The 12,755-nt window shown below is 67.1% G+C and carries 16 protein-coding genes and 1 riboswitch; of the genes, 12 read left to right on the top strand and 4 right to left on the bottom strand.

Features of this window, described 5'->3' with window-relative positions; translation table 11 throughout:
* Positions 1–4: 4 nt before the first annotated feature.
* From AC6I21_RS10315 to AC6I21_RS10300, 4 genes are read left to right on the top strand one after another with little or no spacing between them, the layout of a single operon-like run.
* Positions 5–1,240, top strand: coding sequence for a lysoplasmalogenase family protein (locus tag AC6I21_RS10315; protein ID WP_497762331.1), 1,236 nt, complete (start codon positions 5–7; stop codon positions 1,238–1,240).
* Complete coding sequence (locus AC6I21_RS10310; protein ID WP_497762330.1) at positions 1,230–2,060, top strand: alpha/beta fold hydrolase; 831 nt, start codon at positions 1,230–1,232, stop codon at positions 2,058–2,060. Before AC6I21_RS10315 ends, AC6I21_RS10310 begins: the two co-directional genes overlap by 11 nt.
* Entirely contained in the window at positions 2,057–2,524 is a 468-nt protein-coding gene (locus tag AC6I21_RS10305; RefSeq protein WP_446753612.1) for a GNAT family N-acetyltransferase, read from the top strand. The genes AC6I21_RS10310 and AC6I21_RS10305 overlap by 4 nt, the downstream gene beginning before the upstream one ends.
* The gene (locus AC6I21_RS10300) at positions 2,521–2,955 is read left to right on the top strand and encodes an OsmC family protein (RefSeq protein WP_138926534.1); all 435 of its coding nucleotides are present in this window, start codon (positions 2,521–2,523) and stop codon (positions 2,953–2,955) included. Before AC6I21_RS10305 ends, AC6I21_RS10300 begins: the two co-directional genes overlap by 4 nt.
* A 95-nt stretch (positions 2,956–3,050) precedes the next feature.
* On the opposite strand, the gene AC6I21_RS10295 is transcribed toward AC6I21_RS10300, so the two are convergent.
* The gene (locus AC6I21_RS10295) at positions 3,051–4,061 is read right to left on the bottom strand and encodes a GNAT family N-acetyltransferase (RefSeq protein WP_446753613.1); all 1,011 of its coding nucleotides are present in this window, start codon (positions 4,059–4,061) and stop codon (positions 3,051–3,053) included.
* Between the two features lie 97 nt (positions 4,062–4,158).
* Positions 4,159–4,271: riboswitch (TPP riboswitch) on the top strand.
* Between AC6I21_RS10295 and thiO the strand changes: the two genes are divergently transcribed.
* The 4 genes from thiO to AC6I21_RS10275 all read left to right on the top strand — a co-directional run bounded on the left by thiO (position 4,268) and on the right by AC6I21_RS10275 (position 7,747).
* Positions 4,268–5,380 (top strand): glycine oxidase ThiO, encoded by a 1,113-nt coding sequence (gene thiO, locus AC6I21_RS10290; RefSeq protein WP_446753614.1) that lies wholly within the window; start codon positions 4,268–4,270, stop codon positions 5,378–5,380. It overlaps the preceding riboswitch by 4 nt.
* Before the next feature lie 143 nt (positions 5,381–5,523).
* A complete protein-coding gene (gene thiS, locus AC6I21_RS10285; RefSeq protein WP_446753615.1) occupies positions 5,524–5,778 on the top strand; it encodes a sulfur carrier protein ThiS in 255 nt (84 codons plus the stop codon).
* Positions 5,779–5,783: 5 nt separating this feature from the next.
* Positions 5,784–6,602, top strand: coding sequence for a thiazole synthase (locus AC6I21_RS10280; protein ID WP_446753616.1), 819 nt, complete (start codon positions 5,784–5,786; stop codon positions 6,600–6,602).
* The gene (locus tag AC6I21_RS10275) at positions 6,599–7,747 is read left to right on the top strand and encodes a ThiF family adenylyltransferase (protein ID WP_446753617.1); all 1,149 of its coding nucleotides are present in this window, start codon (positions 6,599–6,601) and stop codon (positions 7,745–7,747) included. The genes AC6I21_RS10280 and AC6I21_RS10275 overlap by 4 nt, the downstream gene beginning before the upstream one ends.
* Positions 7,748–7,768: 21 nt before the next feature.
* Here the strand turns inward: AC6I21_RS10275 and AC6I21_RS10270 are convergent, their stop codons facing one another.
* Complete coding sequence (locus tag AC6I21_RS10270; RefSeq protein WP_446753618.1) at positions 7,769–8,146, bottom strand: hypothetical protein; 378 nt, start codon at positions 8,144–8,146, stop codon at positions 7,769–7,771.
* Between the two features lie 108 nt (positions 8,147–8,254).
* Here AC6I21_RS10270 and AC6I21_RS10265 point away from each other — a divergent pair, with 108 nt between their 5' ends.
* The 3 genes from AC6I21_RS10265 (at position 8,255) to AC6I21_RS10255 (ending at position 11,271) form a co-directional block, all read left to right on the top strand.
* A complete protein-coding gene (locus AC6I21_RS10265) occupies positions 8,255–8,788 on the top strand; it encodes a GNAT family N-acetyltransferase (protein WP_446753619.1) in 534 nt (177 codons plus the stop codon).
* 145 nt (positions 8,789–8,933) lie between these two features.
* On the top strand, positions 8,934–10,841 hold the full coding sequence (gene typA, locus AC6I21_RS10260; protein ID WP_138177391.1) for a translational GTPase TypA: 1,908 nt from the start codon (positions 8,934–8,936) through the stop codon (positions 10,839–10,841).
* Complete coding sequence (locus tag AC6I21_RS10255) at positions 10,822–11,271, top strand: hypothetical protein (RefSeq protein ID WP_346921638.1); 450 nt, start codon at positions 10,822–10,824, stop codon at positions 11,269–11,271. The genes typA and AC6I21_RS10255 overlap by 20 nt, the downstream gene beginning before the upstream one ends.
* Before the next feature lie 105 nt (positions 11,272–11,376).
* Here the strand turns inward: AC6I21_RS10255 and AC6I21_RS10250 are convergent, their stop codons facing one another.
* The gene (locus AC6I21_RS10250; RefSeq protein ID WP_054821192.1) at positions 11,377–11,871 is read right to left on the bottom strand and encodes a helix-turn-helix domain-containing protein; all 495 of its coding nucleotides are present in this window, start codon (positions 11,869–11,871) and stop codon (positions 11,377–11,379) included.
* 90 nt (positions 11,872–11,961) lie between these two features.
* The gene (locus AC6I21_RS10245; RefSeq protein ID WP_497762329.1) at positions 11,962–12,210 is read right to left on the bottom strand and encodes a putative acetyltransferase; all 249 of its coding nucleotides are present in this window, start codon (positions 12,208–12,210) and stop codon (positions 11,962–11,964) included.
* A 218-nt stretch (positions 12,211–12,428) separates the two neighbouring features.
* Here AC6I21_RS10245 and fdxA point away from each other — a divergent pair, with 218 nt between their 5' ends.
* Positions 12,429–12,752: a ferredoxin gene (gene fdxA, locus AC6I21_RS10240; RefSeq protein WP_054821193.1), complete on the top strand. Its 324-nt coding sequence runs from the start codon at positions 12,429–12,431 to the stop codon at positions 12,750–12,752.
* Positions 12,753–12,755 lie beyond the last annotated feature (3 nt).

The following is a 12,755-nucleotide window of genomic DNA, read 5'->3' as shown; positions in this document are numbered from 1 at the left end:
GGACATGGACCTACCTCACGTGCCCCGTCTGATACCTCCCGTGGCCGCCGGTCTGGCAGTGGCTGCGCAGCGGTTGCTGCCGCGCTCGTCCCAGCCCAGCCGCACCATGAAGATCGCGGCGACTGGGCTGGCCGCCTGCGCAGCAGCCGTAGCCGGTGCCGCGGTGGCAAGGTTTCGACAGTCCGGAACCACCCTGGATCCCGCCCAGCCGGAGGAATCCAGCGTCTTGGTCACCGACGGGGTCAACGCGTTCACCAGAAACCCGATGTATCTGGGACTAACCGGTGTGGTCACCGCTCATGCACTATGGCGCCAAAACCCCTGGGGGCTGCTGCCGGCTGCCGGGCTGTGGGTGTGGCTGGACCGAAAACAGATCCCGGCCGAGGAACGGGCCCTGGAGAAAATTCACCCCCAGGCCTACCGTGAGTACCAGGAATCCGTGCCGCGCTGGGTGGGATCGCGCAGCTTTGGGTGCGGGGAAATTTCCGGGAAGCACCGGCTTTGCGACGGTGTTCGCGGCCGGTCAGGTTCGGGTTCCGCAGCTTCACGGCTCGCACCGGGAGTCTGGGTTGGTGTTGGTGCGCTTGGTCTATGCAGCGCACTGCACCTGGGGGTGCAGATCTTTGAACCCGACGGGTTGCTGGCCGATGCGACCCAAATACTGCTGATGCCTGCCCTGGCTGCCGCCTTTCATGCCGCCACCGGCGGTCACCAGCACCGATTGGTGCCGCTGGTGAGCGCGGCACTGGTCTTTTCCTGGTTGGGGGACACCATCCCACGCTTTGTGAGGGCAGAACCCGGATTTCTCGCACTGGTCCTGTCCTTCCTGGCCGCACAGGGCACCTACATCGCCGCCTTCTGGCCCTACCGGGCGACCTCGCTGCTGTGCCGGCCATGGGGTTTGGCGCCCTACGTCCTGGCGCTGGCCGGTTTGGTCGTGCGATGCGCACCACAGGCCGGCCAGTTCCTGCTCCCGGTGCTGCTTTACGGAATCTCCCTGAGCACCATGGCCGTGCTTGCTACCGGGCTGGGCCCGCTGGCTGGTGCCGGTGCGGCGAGCTTCCTCGCCTCCGACGCGATGATCGCGTTTCGTTCCTTCACCGATCTTCAAATCCCGGTCTCCGGGTTTTGGATCATCTCAACCTACGTACTCGGCCAAAGCCTGCTGGCGTGGGCGGTGGCCCGAAAAGTCCAAGAAGACAACCAGGCAACTGAGCCCGCTGGACTCCATGCCGGGTAGGCCGCCAGGGGCGACCTTCGGGCAGGGGGCGGGGCAGGAACCTGAGCTGGTCATCGTGCACGGCAACGGGCTGGATCACCGAAACCTGCTGATGCTGGATCAAGCCTTTGCCGCCGAACCGGCTTTCCGCCGGCACTACCTGGATTTGCCCGGATACGGCGCGACCCCGCCCCTGCACTCCCCGGGAGGTCTGCCCGAGCTGGCCGACTGGCTGGAGGACTGGGTACACCGTCATTTGGGGCGGCGCCGGTTCGTGGCGTTCGGGCAGTCAATGGGCGGGCTGCTCTGTCAGGAACTAGCTGACCGGATGCCGGAGCGCATCCTCGGGCTCGGGCTGCTGGCCCCGGTGGTCTTTCCGCGCACCGAAGAGCGCACCCTGCCGCCACGCACCGTGCTGGAAGAAGATCCCCAGCTGCTGGCCCGCCTGCCTCTGCCGGCACGTGAAAACTTTCGGACCATGACAGTTCTGCAGAACGAGGCAACATGGCGGCGCTTCGCCGCCCAGATCCTGCCCGGAACGGAATCCGCGAACCTGCGGGCCATAGCGCGCCTGGCCAAGCGCTATGACCTTGACCCGGTCCCCGTGCGGCGCATGACCCAGCTCAGGGTCCCGGTCGTTGTGATCAGCGGCGCGCAAGACCATATTGTGGGCAGTCAGGACGCCCGGCTCTTGCAGCGCCGCTACCCAATGATGAGCCACCACGTCATTGAGCGGGCCGGACACAACGTCCATGTGGAACAACCGGCCGCGGTGGTGTGCGCGGTACGGCACTGGCTGGGAGAAGTTAAGCGGTGGCAGCAACAGGAGGGGCAGCGATGATCAGTACACGCGAGATCGCAACGGTGGACGAGGTGCCGGGGCTGTTGGAGATTTGGCGGGCTTCGGCTGCAACCGGACGCGAGTTGGTCTCTGCCGCCGACATGGATCGGCTGGCCCAGGCGCTGGAGGCCGTCTACCTGGGCAACGCCCGCGTGGTGGTGGCCGAGCGCGAGGGGCAGGTTGTTGGATCCCTGGCCCTGGAGGGGGCGCGGCTTTGCCTGCTCTGGGTGCACCACGAGCACCGCCGCCGTGGCGTGGGCCGGGCACTTATCGGCCACGCACAAGCGCTCAGCTTTGAGCTGCAGGTCGAGGTGGGTCAGCCGGAGCATGCCGTCGCGGCGTTCCTGCGCGCGGTGGGGTTCGCACCGGCGGAAACCACGGACGGTGTACCCCACGGTACGGTGCTGCGGCTTGCCGTTTCCGGTTCCGACCCCAGCGGGGACAGTGGCAGGATGGAGTCATGAGTGAAGAGAAACGAGAATTACGTGCGGTAACCGTCGAACGCACCACCAGCCGCCAATACCGCGCCACCAGCACCGAAACCGGAGCCAGCATCGAATTCGGGCAGGGCGAGGGGCTGCTCAGCCCGGTCGAATTGCTGCTGGCCGCCATTGCCGGCTGCTCGTCAATTGACGTTGATGTGGCCACCACCCGGCGCAGTGAACCGGAGACCTTCAAGGTGGAGGCCGCCGGATACAAGGTGACCGAGGATGGGGCCAGCCGCATGAAGGACATTTCCATGTCCTTCGACCTGAAGTTCCCGGACACCGAGGAGGGGCGCAAGGCCGCTGGAATGGTTGACCGGATCATCAAGCTTTCACACGACAAGTACTGCACGGTCTCACGCACCGTGGAATTGGGCACGCCGGTGACCAGCACGCGGGTCGAAAACTAGGAACGCGAGGGGGGCGCCGCCGGCTGATGCCGGTGGCGCCCCCGCCTTTCCGGGCCGCGCACCCCGGCTTGGGGCCAACCGCGGATACAGCGCAGCTATGCCTCGCCCGGAGCCGGTTCCAGCTCCAGGGCGGCGATGGCCGGGAACGGGTCGCTGCGCAGCCGTCCAAAGGTCAGCACATCCACCCGGGTGCCGTCCATGACGAACTTTTCGCGTTCCACACCCTCCTGGATGAAGCCAGCGGCCCGGGCCACCCGCAGGGACGCGGGATTGTTCGCCCGCGCCCCCAGTTCCAGCCGGTGCACGCCGCCACTGCTGAGCAGGTGATCAGCCACGGTGGCCGCGGCCCGGCTGGCCAGCTGCCGGCCGCGGTATCCGGCGGCCACCCAGTACCAGAACCAGCCCAGCGTGTTGGCCCGGTCCAGGCTCGCGCACACTAGGCCCACCAGCGTCCCGTCCACGTCGATGGCGTAGGGGCGCTGCTCCTGCGGGGACGCCAGCAGCCGGTCGATGTAGGCGTGGGCTTCATCCAGGGTTCTTACCGATCCCTGGCGCTTCATCTGCGCATCCGAGGTGAACGCGGCCAACACCGCCGGGGCGTCGGTGGGGCGCAGCGGGCGCAGACGCGCCCTCGTCGCTTCCAGTCCTGCCGGGGCTGGGGCCGGGCGTGGCGCCGGGGTCGACTGCTGCTGCGCGCCAACGGCACTGGCGGTGCCCTGGTGGTACAGCAGCTGCCAGCGTCCCCGCTCCAACTGCCACAGGGAACTACGGTGGGCGGTACGCACCCCGGTGCTCTGCCAGCGCAGCAGCACCTGATGCTCGGACAAGGCCAACAGGCTCGGGGCGTGCAGGGCGGCCGGGGGATTATCGGTGCGCGTTTGGGTGGCCAACAGCGCGATGATCTCGTCCTTCGTGTAGTGCCGGCCCGAGACCCCCACCTCCTCAAACATCTCGTGCAGCAGCACAGCCAGCTGCTGCGCATCCCCCCGGACCGCTGGTGAGAGCAACTGCTCTTCCAGGGCCAGCAGCTCTTGGGCCAACGGGTCGCTGCGCTCCAGGAGCCGGGGGTAGGACTGCGCGTTGTGAGTGGTGCCGGATGCGTTCATGCCTCCCAGTGAACCACGGGTTGTGTGTGCGGCGGCCCGCCGGCGGGACCGGCCGTCATGCAATTGGTGTTTGTGAGCTGCACCATGCCTATAATCCTTCTAACTCCGCGGGAGCCTGCGCGATCTGTTGATCCGGGCTGAGAGGGCTTCGTGCCGACCGCCACACCTGATGCGGGTCATGCCGCCGTAGGAAGGAAAGTGCCCTGATGCATGTCGTGATCGTTGGTGCCGGGATCGCCGGACTATGTACCGCTTTTGAACTGCGCAGCCGCGGGGTGCGCGTCACGCTCTGCGACCCTGACCCCGCCGGGGGCGCCAGCCATGCGGCGGCGGGCATGCTGGCCCCGGCCGCGGAAATCGTCTGGGGACAGGACCGGCTGCACCAGATGATGGCCGACTCGGCGCAGCTCTACCCGGAACTGGTGGCGCGCGTGCAGCAGGCCACCGGTGCGACGGTGGCGTACCGGCAAAACCCGACCATGGTCGTCGCCGCCGAGGCCGCCGACCGCCAGGCGCTGGCGGAGCTGGAGGAGGTCCGCCACCGGCTGGGGTTGCCCACCCAAATGTTGCTGGGCTCCCAGGCGCGGCGCAGGGAACCGGCCCTGGCCGGGAACATCGCCGGAGCCCTGGTATTCCCCGAGGACCACCAGGTCGATCCGCGCTCGCTGACCGGCATCCTCATCGAGCATTTTGGGCAGGACCTGATCCGGGAGCAGGTCAGCGAAGTGGAGCACTGCGGCGCCACGGCGCGGGTGCACACCCAGACCGGGCGGGTGCTGGAGGCGGACCAGGTGCTGCTGGCCACGGGCCTGGGACAGGTGCCCGGCACCCCGCGGCTGCCGTTGCGGGCGGTGCACGGCGACATCCTGCGCCTGCACTTGCCGGCCCACCTACACCCGCTGCTCACCCACACGGTGCGCGGGGTGGTGCACCGGCGCAACGTGTACCTGGTGCCGCGCAGCGACGGCAGCATCGTGCTTGGCGCCAGCAGCCGCGAGGACGGCAACGACCTGGTCAGTGTGGAGGCGCTGTACACCCTGCTGGATGATGCCCGGCGCCTGGTGCCCGGGATCATGGACGCCTCCCTGCGTGAGGTGATCGCCCGGCCCCGGCCCGGCACCCCCGATGACCGGCCCATCATCGACCGGGTGGACGCGCACACGGTGGTGAGCAACGGGTTCTTCCGCCACGGCGTCCTGCTGGCACCCCTGGGCGCCCGGATCGCCAGTGACCTGCTGCTGGGCGCCGACCCGGGGACGCACCGTGGGCTGTTGGGGCTGCACCGCTTTCCGGTCGCGGCCAGCAGCACCAGCCACTGATCCCGGTCACCCGATCAGGCGGTCCTGTCCGCCGCGCAGCCGGCCCCGAACCCGGGCAACCCCAGACATCCGGCGCCGCCCGCCACCCCGGTGAGCGCCACCAGACAAAGCCAAAGCAACCAGAAAGAGAGGCACGAGACGCAATGCCTGAAATCACCGAGATCGAGGTGCAGCTCAACGGCCAGAGACTGAACCTGCCCGACGGGGCCACCGTGCGTGACATCGTCGCCGGGCACACCAAAAAGCTCATCAACGAACAAGGCCTGGCCGTGGACGGCTCCCGGCTGGGAATCGCCCTCGCCATCGACGGGGACGTAATTCCGCGCAGCGCCTGGGCCAGCCACACGGTGGCGCCCGGGGCGCGCATCGACCTGGTCACCGCCGCACAGGGAGGATGAGGAAGATGACCCAGAGCAACGAAGCACCCCACACGCCCGAAGATGTCTTCAGCATTGCCGGGGCACAACTGCGCTCCCGCCTGGTGATGGGCACCGGGGGAGCGACCTCCCTAAGCACCCTGGAAGAGGCCCTGGTCGCCTCGGGCACCGAGGTCACCACCGTGGCCATCAGGCACTATGCCGCAGCCGGTGGGGATTCGGTGTTCGCCATGCTCCAGCGCCTGGGCGTGCTGACGTTGCCGAACACCGCCGGCTGCTACACCGCCCGCGATGCGGTGCTCACCGCCAGGCTGGCGCGCGAGGCCCTGGAAACGGACTGGATCAAGCTGGAGGTGATCGCCGACGAGCACACCCTGCTGCCGGATCCGATCGAACTGTTTACCGCCGCCGAACAGCTGGTGGCCGACGGGTTCCAGGTCTTTGCCTACACCAATGACGACCCGGCCCTGGCCCAGCGACTGGATGATGTGGGAGTCGCGGCGATCATGCCGGCCGGCGCCCCGATCGGTTCCGGGCTGGGCATCCTGAACCCGCACAACATCGCCACCATCGTGAACCGGGCCAGCGTCCCGGTGATCCTGGATGCCGGGGTGGGCACCGCCTCGGACGCGGCCCTGGCCATGGAACTGGGCTGTGAGGCGGTGCTGCTGGCCAGCGCGGTAACCCGGGCGCACAACGCCCCGCTGATGGCCACGGCCATGCGGGACGCGGTCAGCGCCGGACGGGCCGCCCGGCTGGCCGGGCGCATCCCCAAACGGGACTTGGCCCTGGCCTCCTCCCCGGTCGAGGGCACCATGCAAAGCCTGGCGGGACAGTTCTCATGAGCCCGTTGGAACCGCTGGTGGCCCCGGGCCCCGAACTGACGCCGGACCAGCTGGCCCGCTACTCCCGGCACCTGACGCTGCCCGGGGTCGGGCCCGAGGGCCAGCGCCGGATCCGCAACGCCAGGGTGCTGGTGGTGGGGGCCGGGGGACTGGGCGCCCCCATCATCAACTACCTGGTCGCCGCCGGGGTGGGGCAGCTAAGCGTCATCGATGATGACGTGGTGGAAGCCTCCAACCTGCAGCGCCAGGTGATCCACCGGCACCAGGACCTGGGCCGGGCGAAGGCGGAGTCGGCGCGCCAGGCCGCGCTGCGCCTGGACCCGCAGGCCAACCTCACCGCCGTCGTGGACAAGCTCACCCGGCACAATGCGGTGGAACTGTTCGCCGCCCACGACCTGGTGCTGGACGGGACCGACAACTTCGCCACCCGTTACCTGTCCAATGACGCCGCGGAGCTGAGCGGCACCCCACTGATCTGGGGAACCATTTTCCGCTTCAGCGGCCAGGTGTCAGTCTTTGCCCCGGGCCGCGGCCCGATGCTGCGCGATTTGTTCCCGGAAATCCCCGACGCCGACTCGGTGCCCAGCTGCGCCGAAGGCGGGGTGTTCGGGGCGCTGTGCGGGGTGGTGGGCTCCACCATGGCCGCCGAGGCGCTGAAACTGATCTGCGGGATCGGGGAACCCCTGATCGGTCGCTTTTGGCGCTACGACGCCCTGCAAGCCACCACCGACATCCTGCGTTTTGCCGCGGACCCGCATCGCCAGCCCGTCACCGAGCTGCAGGACTACGAGCACGGGTGCGCCCTGCCGGCCGCGGTACGGCAGATTGATGCCGGGCAACTGCAGGACGGGCAGGGACGAAACCAGGTGCTGGTGGTGGACGTGCGTGAAGCCTGGGAACGCGAAATGGGAAGCATCCCCGGCAGCGTGCACATCCCCCTGGAACGGCTGACGGAGCAGGGCTGGGCGGCGCTGGATGGGCTGGCCACGGCGGACCAGCTGGTGCTGGCCTGCAAGTCCGGGGTGCGTTCCCAGCGTGCCGCACGCATCCTGAGCGAAGAGCGCCCGGATGCGCAGGTCTTCAGCCTTCAGGGCGGAACGGTGCAGTGGTTCGAACAGGTTCGGGGCCGGACCCTGGTCTACTAGTGCCAGCGAGCCGGCAGTGTTTCACCGTCTGCCGGCCCCTGCCCGGGGAGTCATCGCCTTGCGCCGGCGCATCCAGGTGGCGACCGCGGCGGGCAGGTGCACAAACACCAGCGGAGCGAAGCTCCAGGAAAACAGGGCCGCGGAGCCGATCAGCACCGCGGCGAGCACACAGGCCGCCAACAGCACGGCACTCAGGATACGCATCCAGGCCTGTTCCAGGCCACCGGCCAAAGCGATCAGCAGACCGGTGCCGGTGGCAAAGGGAATCAGCAACCAGGTGTGCGGGGCCGGCAGCGAGAGGGCCAGCAGGTAGCAGCCCAGGGCCGAGGCGGCACTGAGCACCAGCACCTGGGTGGCGGCAGGAACCCGCGGCCGCTGCCCGATATCGGGAATCGTCAAGCTCCCGCTCCTTCCCGGCGCCCTCCGTGCCGGCAGGTGCGCCGCCATTGTGACCAGTGTGGCTGCAGAAATTCGACGATTCAAGGCCCGGGCGCGAATAATGGCTGAATGGAGAACACAATGTCCTGGCAGGTCAGACCATTCGAGCTGGCCGATGAGCAGCAGGCGCTGGCCGCCCAGGCCGAACTTCAGGCCGATGACTTCGACTTTTTGGTTGGCCGAGGGGCGAAGGAGAGCTGGGCGGACTTTGTGGACAGGTTGGAGGCCAACCGCCAGGGGGTGGGGCTTCCCGACGGGTGGGTCGCCTCGGGCACCTTCGGTGGTTTCATCGACGGACGGCTGGTCGGGCGTGTCGGAGTGCGCTATGAATTAAACGACTACCTGCGCGAATTCGCCGGACACATCGGCTACGGGGTGCGACCGGGTTTCCGGGGCCAGGGGGTGGCCACCAGGCTCTGCCGTTTCGCGCTCGCCGAGCTGGCCCAGCGTGGGATAAAGCAGGCGCTGATTACCTGTAATGAGACAAACGCCGCGTCCCGGGCTACCATCGAACGATGTGGGGGAGTGCCCGATGCGGCGCAACCCGCCGTCGTCTACAACGGGGACACCACGGTGCTTAGGTTCTGGGTCCCGACCGCCTGAAACGCGGTTCCCGAAGTTTTTTTGTGTTCAATACGCCACAGAAAACCGGAGGACTTCTCGGCAGCGCGTAAAATAAATAGCTGGGTCAAAAGTGGCCCCGATCCCTATGACCCGAAATTCCTCGGACGGAAGTGAGCCTTCACGCATGTCAGAAAACACCACACTTCGCGAAGATCTTCGCAACGTTGCCATTGTGGCGCACGTTGACCACGGCAAGACCACCATGGTCAACGCGATGCTGCAGCAGACCGGTGCGTTCGACAGCCACGGCGAAACCGAAGACCGCGTGATGGACTCCGGTGAGCTGGAACGCGAAAAGGGCATCACCATCCTGGCCAAGAACACCACCGTGTTCTATGAGGGCCCGGCCGCGAACGGCCACAAGATCACCATGAACATCATCGACACCCCCGGGCACGCCGACTTCGGCGGCGAGGTGGAGCGCGGCCTGTCCATGGTCGACGGCGTGGTGCTGCTGGTGGACGCCTCCGAGGGCCCGCTGCCGCAGACCCGCTTCGTGCTGCGCAAGGCGCTGAGCGCCAACCTGCCGGTGATCATCGTGGTCAACAAGACCGACCGCCCCGATGCCCGCATTGACGGGGTCATCTCCGACTCCATGGACCTGCTGCTGGGCCTGGCCTCCGACCTGGCCGACGAGGCCCCGGACCTGGACATCGACCAGATCCTGAACGTGCCGATCGTCTTTGCCTCGGGCAAGGCCGGCTACGCCTCCACCAACCAGCCCGGCGACGGCGAACTGCCGGACAATGACAACCTTGAGCCGCTGTTCAAGACCATCATCGACCACGTCCCGGCCCCGTCCTACACCCCGGGCGAAGTGCTGCAGGCGCACGTCACCAACCTGGACGCCTCACCGTTCCTGGGCCGCCTGGCGCTGCTGCGCATCTTCAACGGCACCCTGCGCAAGGGCCAGCAGGTGACCTGGGCACGCCAGGACGGCACCTACAAGCAGGTGAAGATCACCGAGCTGCTGGCCACCGAAGGCCTGAACCGTGTCCCGGCGACCGAAGCCGGGCCGGGTGAAATCGTGGCCGTGGCCGGCATCGAGGACATCATGATCGGTGAAACCCTTACCGACCTGGAAAACCCGAAGCCGCTGCCGATGATCACCGTTGACCCGCCGGCCATCTCGATGACCATCGGGATCAACACCTCCCCGCTGGCCGGCAAGGTCAAGGGAGCCAAGGTCACCGCCCGTCAGGTCAAGGACCGTCTGGACCGCGAACTGATCGGCAACGTGTCGCTGAAGGTGCTGCCGACCGAGCGTCCGGACGCCTGGGAGGTGCAGGGCCGTGGCGAACTGGCCCTGGCGATCCTGGTCGAGCAGATGCGCCGTGAGGGCTTCGAACTGACCGTGGGCAAGCCGCAGGTGGTCACCCAGGTCATCGACGGCAAGGTGCATGAGCCGATGGAGCTGATGACCATTGACGTGCCCGAGGAGTTCCTGGGCGCCGTCACCCAGCTGATGGCCGCCCGCAAGGGCCGGATGACCAACATGACCAACCACGGCACCGGCTGGGTGCGCATGGAGTTCATGGTTCCGGCCCGCGGCCTGATCGGCTTCCGCACCCGCTTCATGACCGAAACCCGCGGTGCCGGCATCGCCGCCTCGCTGGCCGAGGGCTACGAGCCGTGGCACGGTGCCATCGAATACCGCAACAACGGTTCGCTGGTCGCCGACCGCGCCGGTGTGGCCACCCCGTACTCGATGATCAACCTGCAGGAACGCGGCACCTTCTTCGTGCAGCCGACCTCCGAGGTGTACGAGGGCATGATCGTGGGTGAGAACTCGCGCTCCGAGGACATGGACGTGAACATCACCAAGGAAAAGAAGCTGACCAACATGCGTGCCGCATCCTCGGACAGCTTCGAGAACCTGACCCCGCCGCGCACCCTGACCCTGGAAGAGTCGCTGGAATTCGCCCGTGAGGACGAATGCGTGGAGGTCACCCCGGAGGCGATCCGCATCCGCAAGGTGATCCTCTCGGCCAACGACCGCGTCAAGGCCTACCGTGCCCGCGCGCGCAGCTAACCAGGGCCCCTTCCGCGGATCGCTGCCCGGGGCCCTGTGGCGGGCGCTGGTGACAGCGCTCGTGGCCGGGCTCCTGGGCAGCACCATCCACGCCTCCCTGTTCTACGCCGGGGATGTCCCGGTGTTCTGGGGTCTGGCACTGGCCTGGCTGCTGTTGGGCCTGCTGGTCTACTGGGCCAGCGTGGCCAGCGGCAAGCTGCTGGGCGGTGCCCTTGGTTTCATCGGATGCTACGTGGTGGTCGGGGTGTTGACCTTCAACGGCAACGACCGGTTGATCACCCCGCTGAGCCTGTACGACTACATGCCCGGCCCGGCCCTGGCCTCGACCCTATGGGTCTACGGCATGCTGGTTCCGGCGGTCGTGGCCCTGCTGTTGGCCCGGCGCAACCTGCGCCGGCCCGCACGCGCCGCGATTGGCGCCCGGCCCTAGAGAACAGCAACAGACAAGCAGCGGTCCCCGCGTCCCCGCCACTGCCGGCGGACGCGGGGGCCGCTGTTGGTTTTTGGGTGGGAGCCAGGCCGCACCGGTGGCGCGTCAGTTGCCGGTGATGTCCAGGTGGTGGGCCATGAACAGGGAGGTCGGCACCCCGTCGGCTTCGGGCTCGCGCAACGCGTAGTCCTCGATCACTTCGCGCAACCGGCCAATCATTTCCTTCTGGGTGGCTTCGGAGAGCTTCAGACCCACCCGGATGACCTGGATCTCCTCCGGATCCAGCCCGTTGATCTCCTGCAGGAACGTGTCAACGAGCATCGGCGCCGCATCCGGGATCCGGGTGCCCCAGGATTGCCGGGTGCTGCGGTAGGGGACTTCCTTCGCCCCGCGGTTGCCGCGCCGCGGCTCCTCGGCGGCCAGGAACCCGTTGCTGACCAGCGTGCGCACATGATGCAGCGAGGTTGCCGGGTTCAGTTCAAGGATGTCGGCGATCTCCTTGTTCGTGCGAGACTCATGGAGACACAGGCGCAGAATCCTCAGCCGCAGGGGCGAACTCAGGGCCCGCGCCCGGGCCTGGACTTGCTCATCGGTTGGCATACAGCCAGCATACGTGATTTTCCGTCAGTGATTGGTATCTTCAAATCACATCGCGTTTCGCGCTCCTCCACGCCGGTCGGCGGCACTGCGCTATTGCTGCTGGGGGCGCCGGGCGCGGCGGGGCGGCGGCGGGGGAACCCGCTTGGCGTGGGTGATGCGCGAACGCTGCACCGTGACCACTTCGCGCCGGGTCTGCACGCTAACGCTGGTTTCGGTGACGCCCACTATCTCACCCAACGCGTCGGTTAGCGTTTCTCCGTGCCCCGTCGGTGTGGGCTGGTCAAGCCGATACCGCAACACAACCCGGTCCCCGGGTCTTAAATCGTGAATGTTAAGCACCGTGCAGCTCCAAGATTTCCAAAAATTTCATTTCGAGACCGTTGCGTCCGGTGGCCTCGGTCGGTTACGTCACAGCGGGCCTCCGGGAGCTTCCCACATTGCACAACAGGACTAGACTGGTATCCAGAAAGCCAGATATGCGTTCCGCCCATAGGCCGGCAATGCGCTGGTGACTAGACGTTGAAACTATCAAAAGTGCAAGGAAAGGTCTCGGGTCCGTGACTTACATCATCGCTCAGCCGTGCGTGGACGTGAAAGACAAGGCGTGTGTCGAAGAGTGCCCGGTCGACTGCATCTACGAAGGTGAACGCTCCTTGTACATTCACCCGGATGAGTGCGTGGACTGCGGCGCGTGCGAGCCGGTCTGCCCGGTAGAGGCCATCTACTACGAGGACGATGTCCCGGAGCAGTGGGCCGACTACTACAACGTTAACGTTGATTTCTTCGACGAACTGGGCTCGCCCGGTGGTGCGGCTAAAATTGGCAACACCGGCACCGACCACCCGCTGGTCGCCGCCCTGCCGCCGCAAAACCAAGACTGAGGT

This window comes from Glutamicibacter sp. St.4D3 (assembly GCF_059728615.1).
Note: the sequence above shows the minus strand (reverse complement) of the source record. Positions and strands in the feature narration are given on the sequence as shown.